Here is an 11,650-nt window from a genome sequence, read left to right as displayed (position 1 = left end):
ACGATCAGGATGCGATGGCCCAATTCCGCCAGCGCCGCCAGCGTGTTCTGGGACGTCGTCGACTTGCCGATGCCCCCCTTACCGTAAAACGCGATTTGCCGTAGTGACGACATGTTGATCTCCTCTCAAAGCCCTTCGACTTCACCCGAACAGATTGTCGGGAGTTCCCATTCCAAAAGAAACTGGCCGCGGGTTATCGGGAAGGAACACATCGCTCGTCACCGCGTCAGCGTGCGTTCAGCCCTCACTCGCGCCGCCATCAAAGCAACGCGTGTGCCAATTCCGTCTCATCGGCTGAACCACATATTTTTTAATGGGATGCGCGTCGCCGCCGAGAATGATTCCCATGTGCATAAAGTCGACAGCGCTTGATGTTTGTTGTGTAAGCAACATCCGATTCCGCCTTTGGCCGCGAAAAGAAAGCCGGTTGGCCAATATGGAACGGAGCTTGCACAAAGACGGTATCGTCTAGGCCGCGAAAATCGGAGGATTCATAAGATGCAGATCGGTGTCGAAACGGCGAAGGCGGTCGATCAAAGACGGGTTTTCGTTCTCGATGAGGACGAAATAACCCGGGCGGCGCTTCAATTCATGCTGCACGATGAAATCGAGACCCATGAGCTTGGAACGCTCGAAGAGGCTTATTCCAAAGGCGTAGACTGGCTCAAGCCAGACGTCGTTCTTCTCGGCGTCTCCTTCCTGAAGAGCAAAGGAACCGAAGTCATCGCCGAACTGAAGGCGCATTTCGACAGCGTGCGCATTCTGATCGTTTGCGACAAGGAAACCGAAGGGCTGGCGGTCGAGGGCCTGAAGGCCGGCGCGCATGGCGCGCTCGTCAAGCCGCTCAAGATCGAAGCCGTTCGCGAAAAGGTCGATACGGTTTTGGGGCGCGGCGGCGCCAAGCCGCTCGTCCAATTGGGAATGCTTTAGGACAACGATCGAGCGACATGGCAACCGAACGACCCATCAGCGAAGAAGCTCCTCCGACCGAGCCGTTGACGGCCGAATTGGCGCAATGGCTCGCCGACAACGGCTTTCCGCCTGATGGCGTGAATCATTCGGGCGTCGGCGGCAGCACGCCGTTGTTGCGTGCAAGCAAAGAAGGCAATCTGCCGCTTTTGCGCGAATTGGCCGCCGCCGGGGCTGCGTTGGACGCCACCGATTCATATGGCAACAACGCGATCTGGCTGGCTTGCGCAAGCGATGCGATCGAGGCGATCGATTTTCTGGTTGCGGCCGGCGTCGACGTTAACCATTGCAACGCCGATGGCGCAACGGCGCTGATCTATGCGTCGTCGGCCGGCAAGGCGGCGTTTGTCGAAAGGCTGCTGCGTCTCGGCGCCGACCCCGCGCTCGTCACGGTCGACGGGTTTTCGGCGCTCGATCTCGCCTCCACGCGGGAATGCCTGGATTTGCTACGCGGCAGAAAGCGGATCGAAGCCCCAGCGACATGAGCGCCGCGCGGCGGCGGCGCAGATGAAGTCAAAGGACCAATTCAATCATGACAATCGACGAGATAATCGAAAACTTCTCCTTCCTCGAAGATTGGGAGGATCGCTACCGTTATGTCATCGAGCTCGGCCGCCTGCTCGAACCGCTTCCACCCGAGTTGAAGACCGACGACAATAAGGTGCATGGCTGCGCGAGCCAGGTCTGGCTCGCGACGTCGATGAAATACCATGATCGAGGCGAGCCTTCTCTGACTATTCGCGGGGACAGCGACGCGCATATCGTTCGCGGCCTGGTCGCGATCCTTTTGTCGCTTTGCTCTGGAAAGACGGCTTCCGAAATATTGAAGGCGGACCCAGCCGCTCTGTTCGTGCAGCTGGGCCTTCAAGAGCATCTGACGCCGCAAAGATCCAACGGATTTAGATCGATGGTCGCGAGAATTCAGGCCGAGGCGAAAGGGGCGCTGGCGAGCGCCAACGTCCTGTCGTCATAGCCGCACGGGCCAAGAGCTTTATTTTCGAGGTCACCGCGAGAGGATCATGACCAGCCGGTCGACTCGCTTGTCCCCTTTAAGATGCGACTTATAGATCTCGTCGACATCCTCGGGCGTCGTGGGGCGATACCAAACGCCTTCAGGATAGACGACCATCAAAGGTCCCGCCGAGCAAAAGCCCATGCAGCCGGCGGCGGTAAAACCAATCTCGCCGGATCCGTCAGCCTCGATCAATTTTCCGAGACGGTCCCATAGCGGCTGCGCGCCATTCGCCCCGCAACTGCCGCGCGGGTGGGTCGGCGGTCTCTGCGTGTAACACGCGAAAACATGCCGCTTGTATAGCTGGGGGAGCACGAACTCCTCTTCCTGCGTCTCCGTTTCTGTCTCCGACATTCCGCATAAGCCTCTCAAGAAGAACCAGATCGCCCCGGGAGCGGACGCGCCTTAAAACGCAGCTCTTGTCGCCCCCTGGACAAGTTCCAGAAAAGCAAGTTTAGGTCCAGTCGCCGCCAAGCGCGTCTGGCGCCCTCCTTGCCTTCCGTCTAGAGAGGAGCAGTCCTCCTTGCGGGCGCAGCGATGCAGGAAAGCGACATGGAACAGGAATCGGGTCAAGAATTGGCGAAGGCGCAAAGCCATGTGTCGGATTCGGATCTGGCCGAAGCAAGTCAACACGCCTCGCCGGAGTCGAAAGCTCTCTATGAGGCCGTTGTCGCCGCTCTGAAAACTGTTTTCGATCCTGAAATACCGGTCAATATATATGATCTCGGATTGATCTACCGCGTCGACATCATCGACAGGCGCCATGTCGAAATCGACATGACATTGACGGCGCCGGGATGTCCCGTGGCCGGCGAAATGCTTAATATGGCGAAAAAGGCCGTCGATGACATCGAGAGCGTCGGGAACGTCAAGGTCAACCTCGTTTTCGATCCGCCATGGGATCGGGCCATGATGTCGGAAGAAGCGAAGCTGGAATTGGGCTTCGTCGATTATTGAGTTGACCGGCGGCTTCTCTTTTTCCCTTCCGCAACTCGCGAATGGCCTGTGTCAAGCGCAGGCATGAATTTCGCTCCGCCTCCTCGGTTAGGAACGAATGGCGTAAGGCTTATGACAATGTAAGCGCCTCGCCATTCGAACGCCAAACGAGGTCGCCATGATAGAACTCACTTCCGAAGACGGACATAATTTTTCGGCTTATCGCGCGGAGCCGTCCGGAGAACCGAAAGGCGCCGTTGTCGTCCTGCAGGATTTCTCTGGGGTCAGCGCGCATATTCAAAAAGAAGTCGATGGCTTCGCCGCGCTGGGATATGTCGCCATTGCGCCGGCGCTTTTCGATCGAGAGAAGAAGAGCGTTGATTTCGGCTTTGACGAGAGCGGTCTGAGCGAGGGCGAAAAACTCGCGCAATCGGTTCCGCTCGAGACGGCTCTGCAGGATATTCAGGCCGCTGTCGATTCCGTGAAGAGCGCCGGCAAAGTCGCCCTCGTCGGATTCAGCTGGGGCGGATATCTCGCTTATCTTTCCGCCAATAGTTTGCGGGACGTCGCTTGCGCGATCGGATATTCCGCGTCGGAACTCTCCCAAGAACACCCGACGAAAAGAAAAATCCCCACCTTGCTCCATTTCCCGGAAAACGATCCGACGTTCCCGGTGGAGGACATCGTACAGTTCAGGGCCGCCCGTCCGGACATAAGCGCATTCTCCTATCCGGAAGTGGGGCATGACTTCAATTTCGACGAAGCCAAGACCTTCAACGCGGAGGCGGCGCAAGCCGCGCGCGAGCGCACCCTGTTCTGGATTTCACAATTTGTCGAAGGCCAGCCGCCGGTGACGCTGAAGAACTCCGGCTCTTACGCGCAAGCGAAAGTCGAGAAGAAAAAGAAAAAGAGCGGCGGCGACGATATGGGGCCGCCTATGGATTAAGCCGCGTCGCGGCGGCGCCGCGGCATTCGACGGCGATGAACCGGCGGAGCGCAATCGTGAAGCAATGCTTCACGATTGCGCTCTTTCTTGTTTGATGAAGCCTTATACGGCAGAGCCGGCGACGATCGGGGCAAGGCCCCGCGGCGCACTCTTTGACGAAGAGGCCTATCTTCGCGCCAATGAGCGAAGATAGCCCTGCATATCGTCGTTGAGCTCCATATCTACGGCAGGGGCCATTTTCAGCAGCAGATTGGCGACGAAGGGTTCGTCGTTGCGCGTGTCTTCCAGGGCGCTCCGCAGAACCGGGACGTTGTCCTCAATATGCTGGAGAAAGGCGACGCCTTTCTCCAATGTGTCGGTCCAGCGCTCGCGATGCCACTTCGCCAGCGGATACATGATTTCGTGAACGAAATTCGATTTGCGCGCCTTCTCGAAAAATCTGAGGCCCGCGCTCCAATTTTCCTTTGCGCGCAGCGGCGGCGGCGGAAGATCGCCAAGAAGCATTTTCTTGCCGGCCTGCCCCACGAAATCGTCCAATGTCACCGGCGCGTCGATAGTCGCGCGAAAATTCCAAAGGGCGTTCGAGCCGGGGAACTCCTTGCCAAGCTCATTCGCCAAAGCGCTTTCGATCTTGTCGACCGCGCCCTTATCTCCTTTCAGCGCAGCCGTCATGCAGAAGGCGAATATGGCGTCATTGCCTACGCCCGTGACCGTATCGCTCTTCAACTGCTTCTCGTCGAGCTTGGGGGTGACGCCGTCCGGCGGAACGGTCGCGTCGCCCGCGCGCAGCGCGGTGATGAATGCAGTGATTTCCAACCAGCCCATGAAATTGGCGAGAAAGGCGTCCGGATCGACATAGACGATCGCCAAATTCAGAGGCTTTTTACGCGCTTGCAATTCCGCCATATCAGTCATGCTTGTTCCTCGACCTGTGTGTAAGGAGCTAAAAATAGTCTGCCTTGGCTCAGTCGGAGGTGATCATGATCTCTGGCGCGTCGGGTTCGTCATCTGGACCCGGCGTATCCTCATCGAAGAGCTTTACGCCGGTGACGCACACGTCTCCATCGTCGATCACGAGCGTGACCGTCTTCAGCTTCTGACCTTGGCAGGGACCGATAAAGCAATGGCCGGTGTCGAGGTCGAATTGCGCGTGATGATGTCCGCAGGTGAGGAAATTGCCTTCCTCGTCCATGAATTGTCCGGGAGTCGCGTCGAGGCGTTCGCCCTGATGCGGGCAGACATTCTCGAAGCCGTAAAAATTATTGCCCTTTCTGGTGATCAGAATCGGCCATGGCTCCGGTTCGCCGTCGTCGTCCATCCGCATCAGGACAAAGCCCGAGGCCTGACCGTCGTCGATTTCGACCGTCCGGCAGATCGCAAATAATTCTTCCATGGATCGCTTCCTTGCTTGCATGACCAGGCGCATTGCGGAACTGGCTGCATGGCTCTATCATTGCAATTGGCAAGCCATCACGTCGGCTGCAGGGAAGTTTGTCACGGCCGCTGCGGAAATTCCGTGACCTGCCCGTCCGCGACAATCGAGAAGTCCCATGAGCGTAATCGAACATGATTTTGGCCGCGCGAACCGCCTCGCGGAACGCCGCTTCGCCAAACTATTGGAGCTCGACGCTCTCCATGAAGCCAATATCCGCTCCAACCCGCTGCCCTATTTGGAGCGCGCGAGCGAGCGGATATTCCGGCTTCAGGAGGTGCTGTTCGACGCGCTACAGGCCGCCAAACAGGAAGGGCCGAGCGCATCCTCGAGCGAAGCAACCGCGACCGTCACTATAAGCGCAGCCGAATATGAGCGGCTCAAGGCCTGTCTTTCGATCATCGAGAAAGGCTTCGCCGCTTACGGAACGGAAGACAGCCTTCTCTGAGCGCTCGCGGAGCCTGGCGCGCTTTCTGATCGCATGACATCTTGCGATGAAGAAAGCGCGCAAATTCATTATGAGGAGCAAGTTCTGATCGAAAAAGTCGACGGACTTTTTCGAGACTTGCTTTAGGCGGCCTGGGCGGGCGCCTCCCATTTATACAATTCGCTATTCGCGCCCGTATTCTCAAGCTGGAAGCCGAAGCGCTTCAGCTCATCCGTGAGGCCCTGGCCCTCGCCGGCTTTGACGCTGATGAAAACCGGAGCCGCCTTTTTGGTGACGCTCTCGAGCAGAAGCTTGAAGACGTCCTTATCACGATAGGCGCTGGAGACGGCCGCAAGCGAAACATTAAGCGTTTCCATGTTACGGAAACCCCAATCGAATTGATCGCGCTTCGCGAGCAAAACGCCCACGATTTCTTTCTTCTCGTCGACGACGATCGGCGAAAGCTCCGCCGTGCAGCACTCCATGATGGCGGTGAGAGCCCGCTCCTGATCAGCCTCGCTTTCAATCACGGCGGGAATGTCCGCCGCCGATTGTCTCGTCAGACCCCAAATGTCTTTTATGTCACTGAGCGACGCCGTTTTCTGCGAAAGACCCATAACCCTTCATCTCCCGATTTTGCCTGCCCTAACGCGCCACGCGCATCTCATTTATTCAAGCAAGTCTCGTTCCCTGCCCGCCGCGCCTCGGATCGATCGCCGCAAAGCGACAGCTCGTCTTTGGCAGAGAATTTGCTCCAACGACGAAAGGCGAAAGACAAAAGGTTCAGCGAATCATGTCGACGGAGGGATTTTTTATCGACTGGGATGGCAATGCGCGTAGCACGAGCGATCCCGGAGGCGGCTATTTGTGCGAAACGGATACCGCTGCGCGCTATGTCGCCATCATGACGAAGAGCGGCGCGCTCATGCATGAAGGCACATATTACAAATCGCTGGCCGATATCGAAAAGGCCGGAATCAAAGCTCAGCTTGTTCCCGGCTCCCATCCTTGGGGACGCAAGGAAGACGGCTTCTAATTCGCTGGCATGATGAGCTGAATGGAAAGGCTGAAGACATGCTGCCGACAACCATTCTGATCGACGAACACCCGCGTTGCGTCGTCCGACCCACGGACACGAAGGACCTGAACCGCTTTATCCGCAACGGCAAGGCGTTTCTTTTGGCTGAGACGCCTTCGGGCAAGATCACGCATCGGCTGGCGACGGATCTGGAGCAAGCCAGATGGCGCGAAGCCCTGGCGCTGCATAAGGCTTGGGGCGGCGACGAAGAGGCGTTTTTCGGCGTCCCGCTGCGCGGCGGCGAGGAAGAAGCCGCCTGTAACTCGCAATAACACTCAGGCGGCGGCGCGGCGGCCTATGAGCCGCGCGCCCCGCTATTCCTCTATGCTCGGGGTCAAAATCACCTCGGGCGGTGCGCCCGCCCCCTGACCTTCGATAAATTCGAGCGCGCTCACGCGCGATAGACCGCCGTCGCTTTCCATGAGAACCACGGAGTCCGGCGGCAACTCGCCCAATTGTCGGATCAATTCAGCTACGGTCATTTTGGTTCTCTCGGATTACGCCCGCCGTCTTCGCCTTAAGGCGCGCCTGACGCCCTTTCAATCTGAAGACGCCGTCAATCTGGAGAAATCATTATCTCCATCGTGTCGTCGTCATCATGATCGTCGAAGGCGGAAAGTTCTTCCTCCGCGAGTTCGATGCCGCACAGACAAAGATCATTGCCGATGACGACAAGCGGTATGGGCTCGATTATTTTGTCCTTGCATGGTCCCTTGACGCACACGCCCGTCTCGATCTCGAACTCGGCCTTGTGCCGTCCGCATCTCAGACGCCGCCCGTCTTCGCTAAAGAATTTGCCTTCGCCGATATTAAGCCAGGCGCCCTGATGCGGGCATACATTCACATAGCCCACATATTGATCGTCGAGCGTGCGAACCGCGAAGATGGAGAAGGGCTTGGTTTCGCCCTCCTCGCTGACGCGGGAGAGGCTGAAAGGCTTGGCTTGTCCACGGCCGATCGCGGTCGCCGCGCAAATGACGTAGACCTTGACTTCATCGCCCATGCTTTAAGAACCCATCTGATGCGCGGCCGCGATCAGAAAGCAGCTTTACGCCGGCGTTTCTCCAAGCGCGCACAGCTTTCCTTGCGCCCGCAATTGACGGCCGCTAATGTCGGAAAGCGGACAATATTTCCCGCTTCTCTGCTTTCGACGATGGCGAAGCATGAATCTTGCCGCAGCTTCCCGACTCTATGGGAGCAGCGAAGAGCCGCGGTCCGCAAAGCGCGTTTTTTGCCTTGCCGGCTCGCGGCCAAATGGTCAGACAGGAGAAATATCGATGACTATGATCGTCGTGGAAGAACACAATAAGGACGATCTATCCCGCATCGCAGGCTGTTATCTCTATTCCGACACCAAGATCTGGATCGACAACGGCGCCGCCCATCGGGAAGATGGTCCGGCGGTCATTTTTCCTGATGGCGTCTTTCGCTGGTATATCCGCGGCAGGGAGATCACCCGCGACGTCAATACTTTCTTCTACCAAAACAAATGGCCTCTTCAGGCCGGACTGGACACGGACGATAAGCTCGCGCTGTTCCGCACCAAGTTCTGCCCCGCGAGCTGATTGCGGCGCTGGGATTTTTGGCGAAACAAAAAATTAGAGCCTGTTCCTTCCAAGCGAACGCCGGAAGGAACAGGCTCTATGATTTATCCGGCCGAACTCAGTTACGCGCTCAAGCCGCGTTGCTGGCCTTCACCGACGCGCGGAGCGTCTCCAATTCCTCGCGTTCGATGCGGAAAAGTCCCCGGCCGCCGGCAAGCGCCTGATAAACGAGAGGCTTATTCGCGCTCAGATGATCGAACCAGTCTTGGGGGGAAATCCCCTGCGGGCGCTCGCTGATCTCGACCACCGTGCCATTGGGCGAGAAACGGACATGGATCATGACAGTCTCGGACATTTCATCTCTCCTATTTTATAGGCCTGAACCGAAACCGAGCAGTTCCACCTTGATGTTCTCCGTGCCAAGGACAGTGGCGAAGCATGCAAGGCGGGACTTGGAGCCGACGCCGACGATCGCATCGAGCTTCTCGTTCTCTTCGCGAGATGTTTTGGAGAGCCCTTTGCGCCCTTCGTGCACGAAGATATGCCACGGGCTCAGGTCGCTCTTGGTTGCGTCGAAATCCGGCAGAAGCGATTCATCCGCTGACCGGATCGCAGCTAGCAGCGTCGTACCTTCACCGGCCTCGACTGTCTTGCCCGACGGCATGATCGTGATAGTTGACATGGTAATTTTCCTTACTCCCTGTTAGTTCGGATCAATAAATCGCCGCCCCGGCGCCGACATTGATTGAAGCCTCCTTCATCGTTTGCACGATGAAGGCGATCTGCTCTTCTTCGAGATGGACGTGGAACGGCAGGGCCACCGCGCGGTCCGCCACTTTTTCGGTGACGAGCAAATTGCCGCGACGATAGCCGAAATCGAAATACTGCCGTTGCGCGTGCAGCGGCTGACTGTAAGCGGCCGCCTCCACTTTTTCGACGAAGAGATCTTCGACGATGGCGTCGCGACTCGATTTGCTGAAGCGCGTGCCCAGATGTACGACATAGAGAAACCAGTGCACTTCCGTCGCGTCCGGCCCTATGAAAGGGTCCTTGATGCCTTCGAACGATTTGATGTGCTTGAAATAGTAATGCTCGATGAGCTTGCGTTTCTCGAGGATTTCTTCGAGCCGGCCGAGTTGGGAAAGCCCCAAGGCCGCCGTGATATCGCTCATCGACGCTTGATAGGGCGCGGCGCTGGATACGACCACCGAAGAACGTTCCGCGGGCTTATGCGCGCGAAACCGGCGCAAGGCGACGGCTATGTCAATATCGTCGGTGACGACCATTCCGCCTTCGCCGCAGACAAGCGCGCCGGGCTGCGAGAAATCGAACACCGCGGAGTCGCCGAACGTGCCGACGAGCGCGCCCTTATATTTCGACCCGATCGCCTCGGTTGAATCCTCGAGGAGAATGAGCCTGTGCTTTTTGGCGATCGCCTGCAGTTCCGACCATGGCGCGGGATGTCCATTTGTGTTGCAGGCGACGATCGCGCGCGTCTTATCCGTAATGAGCGCTTCGACCTTTCCAGCCGCGATCGTCCCCGACCAGTAGTCGATATCGCAGAAAACAGGCCGCGCGCCCGAGAGCGCGATCGCATGTTGCGTCTCGCGAAACGAATGCGGCGAAGCGATAACTTCGTGACCAGGGCCAATCTCATAGGCCTTCAGAGAGAGAAGCAGCCCCATCGTGCCGCTTGTCGTCGCGATCGCATATTTGCGGCCGAGATATTCGGCGAAGCTCGCCTCAAAGGCTTCTACGACGGGGCCATTGGAAAGCCGGCTCGAATGCAGCACCGCTTCGACCGCCGCGACGTCCGCCAGCGTCACATCCGGATCGGAGAGCGGAATGATCGACTGATCATTGGCTCTCGCCTCGTCGGCGCCGCCTTCGTCATCGGTCTCGTTCAATTCAACCGGCACGTTCATCACGCAACTTTCCGAAAGGCGAGCACCACGCCCGTCGCGCGAGATGGCTCTGTGGTGATTTGAACGCAATGATCTCCGCCGTCGAGCAGATGCACATCGCAGTCGGGATAGGTCTTGTAAGGCGTTTCAATCACATCCGACGCATCGCATCTCGTCCATGTCAAATGCGGGAACTTGCTTCGCAGCTCCGGCATGGCGGACTGAGCGCCGCTCGCCAGAATTCGATCGATTTCCGCCAGTTCTTCTACGCTTACCGCCATAGTCAGTCCTTGTCCGAAGGGGAGCTCATTGCCAGAAGCGACGATCAGCGTCTTCGTTCAGATATTTGAGCAGTTCCACCAGCCGCGCAAATTCGCTGTCGAGCTCCCATACGCCGAGTGCGTGATCCTTTCGTAAAAGGCGCCAATTGCCTCTCTGCTTATCGAACAGCAGCAAGGCGATATCGACGATACCGCCGTCCGGATCGATATTCCTCGAGCAACAAGGACTTTGTATTTTGTATCCATTAGCGGTCTTGAGCAGGATAGGCGACACATAGCGATAGCGTCGGCGCGCCTCAAGCGCCCGTTCTATCCTCTTGAAGTCCAGGTCGTTTGGTTGCGCTGATCCGGCAAACCCCACGACCGTTGAGACTGTCGCTCCCATCGTCGCCACTGTTCGCTATAGAGGCTCAATCTCTTCCTCGAAGCATCCGACCACCAGGCCGTCGCCAAACTCGACGAGATAGATCGGCGTGTTCGACTCCGTATGCGCGCCGACCTGGACGATTTCGCCCAATCCCCCGTTCTCAACCAACAAGGCTTCCGGCTCGGCTTCTGGAAACGTGCCGTCGTTGCGAAGATCTATCAGTGTCTTGACCTTTTGTCCCCACTGATATTTTGGCGTTCGTGGCTCGAAGATCACGCTAGAACTCCTCCCGGCACGGCTGGCAAAGGCAAGTCGACGTCCTCACGAGGATTCGCCGACTCGAGTTCCTTGCGCTTCATGCCGACGCGATTGCCGCTCTCTGTGAATTCGACGCCGTAAATATAGAATTGCTGCAGGAAAGTGCCGATGCTCACGACATAGCCCTCCTCGCCTTTCTTCGCGAGGACTTCCCCGATCTCTTTTCCCGCATAGGTTCCGTCGTTTCGTATGGTCCGTTTGGCTTTCACCTTTTCGCCAAATGAAAAGAAGGGTGGTTCGGTCAGTTCGCAGACTTCGCTGTCACGAACAATATTGCTCATCGCCTTTCTCTCCTCAGGCGCCGCTCACGCCGCATTGATGAGTGCGCCTTGTCTGATTTCGGCGTCGCCGCGCTGGGCGTGCTGGATTTCGCCGGCGGCGACCTTGTCGAGATAGGCCTTGAACCAGGTGATCGCCGACTTCTCGATGAACTCAT

General features: G+C 57.6%; 23 protein-coding genes. 9 read left to right on the top strand and 14 right to left on the bottom strand.

Annotated features, from left to right (window positions below):
- On the bottom strand, positions 1 to 113 hold a 113-nt coding region (locus V3H18_RS15735; RefSeq protein ID WP_332083019.1), incomplete at its 3' end, for an ArsA-related P-loop ATPase.
- 385 nt (positions 114 to 498) lie between these two features.
- On the opposite strand from V3H18_RS15735, the gene V3H18_RS15730 reads away from it, so the two are divergent.
- From V3H18_RS15730 to V3H18_RS15720, 3 genes are read left to right on the top strand one after another with little or no spacing between them, the layout of a single operon-like run.
- The gene (locus tag V3H18_RS15730; RefSeq protein ID WP_332083017.1) at positions 499 to 930 is read left to right on the top strand and encodes a response regulator; all 432 of its coding nucleotides are present in this window, start codon (positions 499 to 501) and stop codon (positions 928 to 930) included.
- Positions 931 to 947: 17 nt separating this feature from the next.
- Positions 948 to 1,454 carry an ankyrin repeat domain-containing protein gene (locus tag V3H18_RS15725; RefSeq protein WP_332083016.1) on the top strand — a complete coding sequence of 169 codons (507 nt, stop codon included), beginning with the start codon at positions 948 to 950 and terminating at the stop codon, positions 1,452 to 1,454.
- A 47-nt stretch (positions 1,455 to 1,501) separates the two neighbouring features.
- Positions 1,502 to 1,942 (top strand): SufE family protein, encoded by a 441-nt coding sequence (locus V3H18_RS15720; protein WP_332083015.1) that lies wholly within the window; start codon positions 1,502 to 1,504, stop codon positions 1,940 to 1,942.
- A gap of 30 nt (positions 1,943 to 1,972) precedes the next feature.
- Here V3H18_RS15720 and V3H18_RS15715 read toward each other — a convergent pair whose 3' ends face one another.
- Entirely contained in the window at positions 1,973 to 2,335 is a 363-nt protein-coding gene (locus tag V3H18_RS15715) for a (2Fe-2S) ferredoxin domain-containing protein (RefSeq protein WP_332083014.1), read from the bottom strand.
- Between the two features lie 198 nt (positions 2,336 to 2,533).
- Here V3H18_RS15715 and V3H18_RS15710 point away from each other — a divergent pair, with 198 nt between their 5' ends.
- A complete protein-coding gene (locus tag V3H18_RS15710) occupies positions 2,534 to 2,938 on the top strand; it encodes an SUF system Fe-S cluster assembly protein (protein WP_332083013.1) in 405 nt (134 codons plus the stop codon).
- Positions 2,939 to 3,095: 157 nt separating this feature from the next.
- Positions 3,096 to 3,863, top strand: coding sequence for a dienelactone hydrolase family protein (locus V3H18_RS15705; protein WP_332083012.1), 768 nt, complete (start codon positions 3,096 to 3,098; stop codon positions 3,861 to 3,863).
- A 165-nt stretch (positions 3,864 to 4,028) separates the two neighbouring features.
- Here V3H18_RS15705 and V3H18_RS15700 read toward each other — a convergent pair whose 3' ends face one another.
- Positions 4,029 to 4,778 (bottom strand): hypothetical protein, encoded by a 750-nt coding sequence (locus tag V3H18_RS15700; protein ID WP_332083011.1) that lies wholly within the window; start codon positions 4,776 to 4,778, stop codon positions 4,029 to 4,031.
- 49 nt (positions 4,779 to 4,827) lie between these two features.
- Complete coding sequence (locus tag V3H18_RS15695; protein ID WP_332083010.1) at positions 4,828 to 5,256, bottom strand: Rieske (2Fe-2S) protein; 429 nt, start codon at positions 5,254 to 5,256, stop codon at positions 4,828 to 4,830.
- 157 nt (positions 5,257 to 5,413) lie between these two features.
- Between V3H18_RS15695 and V3H18_RS15690 the strand changes: the two genes are divergently transcribed.
- Positions 5,414 to 5,743 carry a hypothetical protein gene (locus V3H18_RS15690; RefSeq protein ID WP_332083009.1) on the top strand — a complete coding sequence of 110 codons (330 nt, stop codon included), beginning with the start codon at positions 5,414 to 5,416 and terminating at the stop codon, positions 5,741 to 5,743.
- Between the two features lie 122 nt (positions 5,744 to 5,865).
- Here the strand turns inward: V3H18_RS15690 and V3H18_RS15685 are convergent, their stop codons facing one another.
- Entirely contained in the window at positions 5,866 to 6,339 is a 474-nt protein-coding gene (locus V3H18_RS15685; protein ID WP_332083008.1) for a hypothetical protein, read from the bottom strand.
- Between the two features lie 176 nt (positions 6,340 to 6,515).
- Here V3H18_RS15685 and V3H18_RS15680 point away from each other — a divergent pair, with 176 nt between their 5' ends.
- Together V3H18_RS15680 and V3H18_RS15675 are read left to right on the top strand one after the other, a co-directional pair.
- Positions 6,516 to 6,758 (top strand): hypothetical protein, encoded by a 243-nt coding sequence (locus tag V3H18_RS15680; protein WP_332083007.1) that lies wholly within the window; start codon positions 6,516 to 6,518, stop codon positions 6,756 to 6,758.
- Positions 6,759 to 6,796: 38 nt separating this feature from the next.
- Positions 6,797 to 7,072 (top strand): hypothetical protein, encoded by a 276-nt coding sequence (locus V3H18_RS15675; RefSeq protein WP_332083006.1) that lies wholly within the window; start codon positions 6,797 to 6,799, stop codon positions 7,070 to 7,072.
- Between the two features lie 42 nt (positions 7,073 to 7,114).
- Here the strand turns inward: V3H18_RS15675 and V3H18_RS15670 are convergent, their stop codons facing one another.
- Positions 7,115 to 7,282 carry a hypothetical protein gene (locus V3H18_RS15670; protein WP_332083005.1) on the bottom strand — a complete coding sequence of 56 codons (168 nt, stop codon included), beginning with the start codon at positions 7,280 to 7,282 and terminating at the stop codon, positions 7,115 to 7,117.
- Positions 7,283 to 7,356: 74 nt separating this feature from the next.
- Positions 7,357 to 7,803, bottom strand: a complete 447-nt coding sequence (locus V3H18_RS15665) for a Rieske (2Fe-2S) protein (protein ID WP_332083004.1) — start codon at positions 7,801 to 7,803, stop codon at positions 7,357 to 7,359.
- Positions 7,804 to 8,077: 274 nt separating this feature from the next.
- Between V3H18_RS15665 and V3H18_RS15660 the strand changes: the two genes are divergently transcribed.
- The gene (locus tag V3H18_RS15660; protein ID WP_332083003.1) at positions 8,078 to 8,365 is read left to right on the top strand and encodes an aldehyde dehydrogenase; all 288 of its coding nucleotides are present in this window, start codon (positions 8,078 to 8,080) and stop codon (positions 8,363 to 8,365) included.
- Positions 8,366 to 8,474: 109 nt separating this feature from the next.
- Here the strand turns inward: V3H18_RS15660 and V3H18_RS15655 are convergent, their stop codons facing one another.
- The 7 genes from V3H18_RS15655 to V3H18_RS15625 are packed head-to-tail and all read right to left on the bottom strand — an operon-like array spanning position 8,475 to position 11,495.
- On the bottom strand, positions 8,475 to 8,699 hold the full coding sequence (locus V3H18_RS15655) for a hypothetical protein (RefSeq protein WP_332083002.1): 225 nt from the start codon (positions 8,697 to 8,699) through the stop codon (positions 8,475 to 8,477).
- Between the two features lie 15 nt (positions 8,700 to 8,714).
- Entirely contained in the window at positions 8,715 to 9,026 is a 312-nt protein-coding gene (locus tag V3H18_RS15650; RefSeq protein ID WP_332083001.1) for a 2Fe-2S iron-sulfur cluster-binding protein, read from the bottom strand.
- 31 nt (positions 9,027 to 9,057) lie between these two features.
- On the bottom strand, positions 9,058 to 10,269 hold the full coding sequence (locus V3H18_RS15645; RefSeq protein WP_332083000.1) for a DegT/DnrJ/EryC1/StrS family aminotransferase: 1,212 nt from the start codon (positions 10,267 to 10,269) through the stop codon (positions 9,058 to 9,060).
- Positions 10,269 to 10,529, bottom strand: coding sequence for a hypothetical protein (locus V3H18_RS15640; RefSeq protein ID WP_332082999.1), 261 nt, complete (start codon positions 10,527 to 10,529; stop codon positions 10,269 to 10,271). Before V3H18_RS15640 ends, V3H18_RS15645 begins: the two co-directional genes overlap by 1 nt.
- 25 nt (positions 10,530 to 10,554) lie before the next feature.
- Positions 10,555 to 10,914, bottom strand: a complete 360-nt coding sequence (locus tag V3H18_RS15635) for a DUF3024 domain-containing protein (RefSeq protein ID WP_332082998.1) — start codon at positions 10,912 to 10,914, stop codon at positions 10,555 to 10,557.
- A 15-nt stretch (positions 10,915 to 10,929) separates the two neighbouring features.
- Positions 10,930 to 11,169, bottom strand: coding sequence for a nitrogen fixation protein NifZ (locus tag V3H18_RS15630; RefSeq protein ID WP_332083018.1), 240 nt, complete (start codon positions 11,167 to 11,169; stop codon positions 10,930 to 10,932).
- Complete coding sequence (locus tag V3H18_RS15625; RefSeq protein WP_332082997.1) at positions 11,169 to 11,495, bottom strand: nitrogen fixation protein NifZ; 327 nt, start codon at positions 11,493 to 11,495, stop codon at positions 11,169 to 11,171. Before V3H18_RS15625 ends, V3H18_RS15630 begins: the two co-directional genes overlap by 1 nt.
- Positions 11,496 to 11,650: the final 155 nt, after the last annotated feature.

The organism is Methylocystis borbori, assembly GCF_036576025.1.
GTDB classification, from domain to species: domain Bacteria; phylum Pseudomonadota; class Alphaproteobacteria; order Rhizobiales; family Beijerinckiaceae; genus Methylocystis; species Methylocystis borbori.
The sequence above is the reverse complement of the archived record's forward strand: the minus strand, read 5'-3'. Positions and strand labels throughout refer to the sequence as shown.

What these genes read in the sequence shown, in the direction of transcription:
- V3H18_RS15730 (WP_332083017.1), top strand. Translation starts at nt 499, where the DNA reads ATGCAGATCGGTGTCGAAACGGCGAAGGCGGTCGATCAAAGACGGGTT.
- V3H18_RS15725 (WP_332083016.1), top strand. Translation starts at nt 948, where the DNA reads ATGGCAACCGAACGACCCATCAGCGAAGAAGCTCCTCCGACCGAGCCG.
- V3H18_RS15720 (WP_332083015.1), top strand. Translation starts at nt 1,502, where the DNA reads ATGACAATCGACGAGATAATCGAAAACTTCTCCTTCCTCGAAGATTGG.
- V3H18_RS15715 (WP_332083014.1), bottom strand. Translation starts at nt 2,335, where the DNA reads ATGTCGGAGACAGAAACGGAGACGCAGGAAGAGGAGTTCGTGCTCCCC.
- V3H18_RS15710 (WP_332083013.1), top strand. Translation starts at nt 2,534, where the DNA reads ATGGAACAGGAATCGGGTCAAGAATTGGCGAAGGCGCAAAGCCATGTG.
- V3H18_RS15705 (WP_332083012.1), top strand. Translation starts at nt 3,096, where the DNA reads ATGATAGAACTCACTTCCGAAGACGGACATAATTTTTCGGCTTATCGC.
- V3H18_RS15700 (WP_332083011.1), bottom strand. Translation starts at nt 4,778, where the DNA reads ATGACTGATATGGCGGAATTGCAAGCGCGTAAAAAGCCTCTGAATTTG.
- V3H18_RS15695 (WP_332083010.1), bottom strand. Translation starts at nt 5,256, where the DNA reads ATGGAAGAATTATTTGCGATCTGCCGGACGGTCGAAATCGACGACGGT.
- V3H18_RS15690 (WP_332083009.1), top strand. Translation starts at nt 5,414, where the DNA reads ATGAGCGTAATCGAACATGATTTTGGCCGCGCGAACCGCCTCGCGGAA.
- V3H18_RS15685 (WP_332083008.1), bottom strand. Translation starts at nt 6,339, where the DNA reads ATGGGTCTTTCGCAGAAAACGGCGTCGCTCAGTGACATAAAAGACATT.
- V3H18_RS15680 (WP_332083007.1), top strand. Translation starts at nt 6,516, where the DNA reads ATGTCGACGGAGGGATTTTTTATCGACTGGGATGGCAATGCGCGTAGC.
- V3H18_RS15675 (WP_332083006.1), top strand. Translation starts at nt 6,797, where the DNA reads ATGCTGCCGACAACCATTCTGATCGACGAACACCCGCGTTGCGTCGTC.
- V3H18_RS15670 (WP_332083005.1), bottom strand. Translation starts at nt 7,282, where the DNA reads ATGACCGTAGCTGAATTGATCCGACAATTGGGCGAGTTGCCGCCGGAC.
- V3H18_RS15665 (WP_332083004.1), bottom strand. Translation starts at nt 7,803, where the DNA reads ATGGGCGATGAAGTCAAGGTCTACGTCATTTGCGCGGCGACCGCGATC.
- V3H18_RS15660 (WP_332083003.1), top strand. Translation starts at nt 8,078, where the DNA reads ATGACTATGATCGTCGTGGAAGAACACAATAAGGACGATCTATCCCGC.
- V3H18_RS15655 (WP_332083002.1), bottom strand. Translation starts at nt 8,699, where the DNA reads ATGTCCGAGACTGTCATGATCCATGTCCGTTTCTCGCCCAATGGCACG.
- V3H18_RS15650 (WP_332083001.1), bottom strand. Translation starts at nt 9,026, where the DNA reads ATGTCAACTATCACGATCATGCCGTCGGGCAAGACAGTCGAGGCCGGT.
- V3H18_RS15645 (WP_332083000.1), bottom strand. Translation starts at nt 10,269, where the DNA reads ATGAACGTGCCGGTTGAATTGAACGAGACCGATGACGAAGGCGGCGCC.
- V3H18_RS15640 (WP_332082999.1), bottom strand. Translation starts at nt 10,529, where the DNA reads ATGGCGGTAAGCGTAGAAGAACTGGCGGAAATCGATCGAATTCTGGCG.
- V3H18_RS15635 (WP_332082998.1), bottom strand. Translation starts at nt 10,914, where the DNA reads ATGGGAGCGACAGTCTCAACGGTCGTGGGGTTTGCCGGATCAGCGCAA.
- V3H18_RS15625 (WP_332082997.1), bottom strand. Translation starts at nt 11,495, where the DNA reads ATGAGCAATATTGTTCGTGACAGCGAAGTCTGCGAACTGACCGAACCA.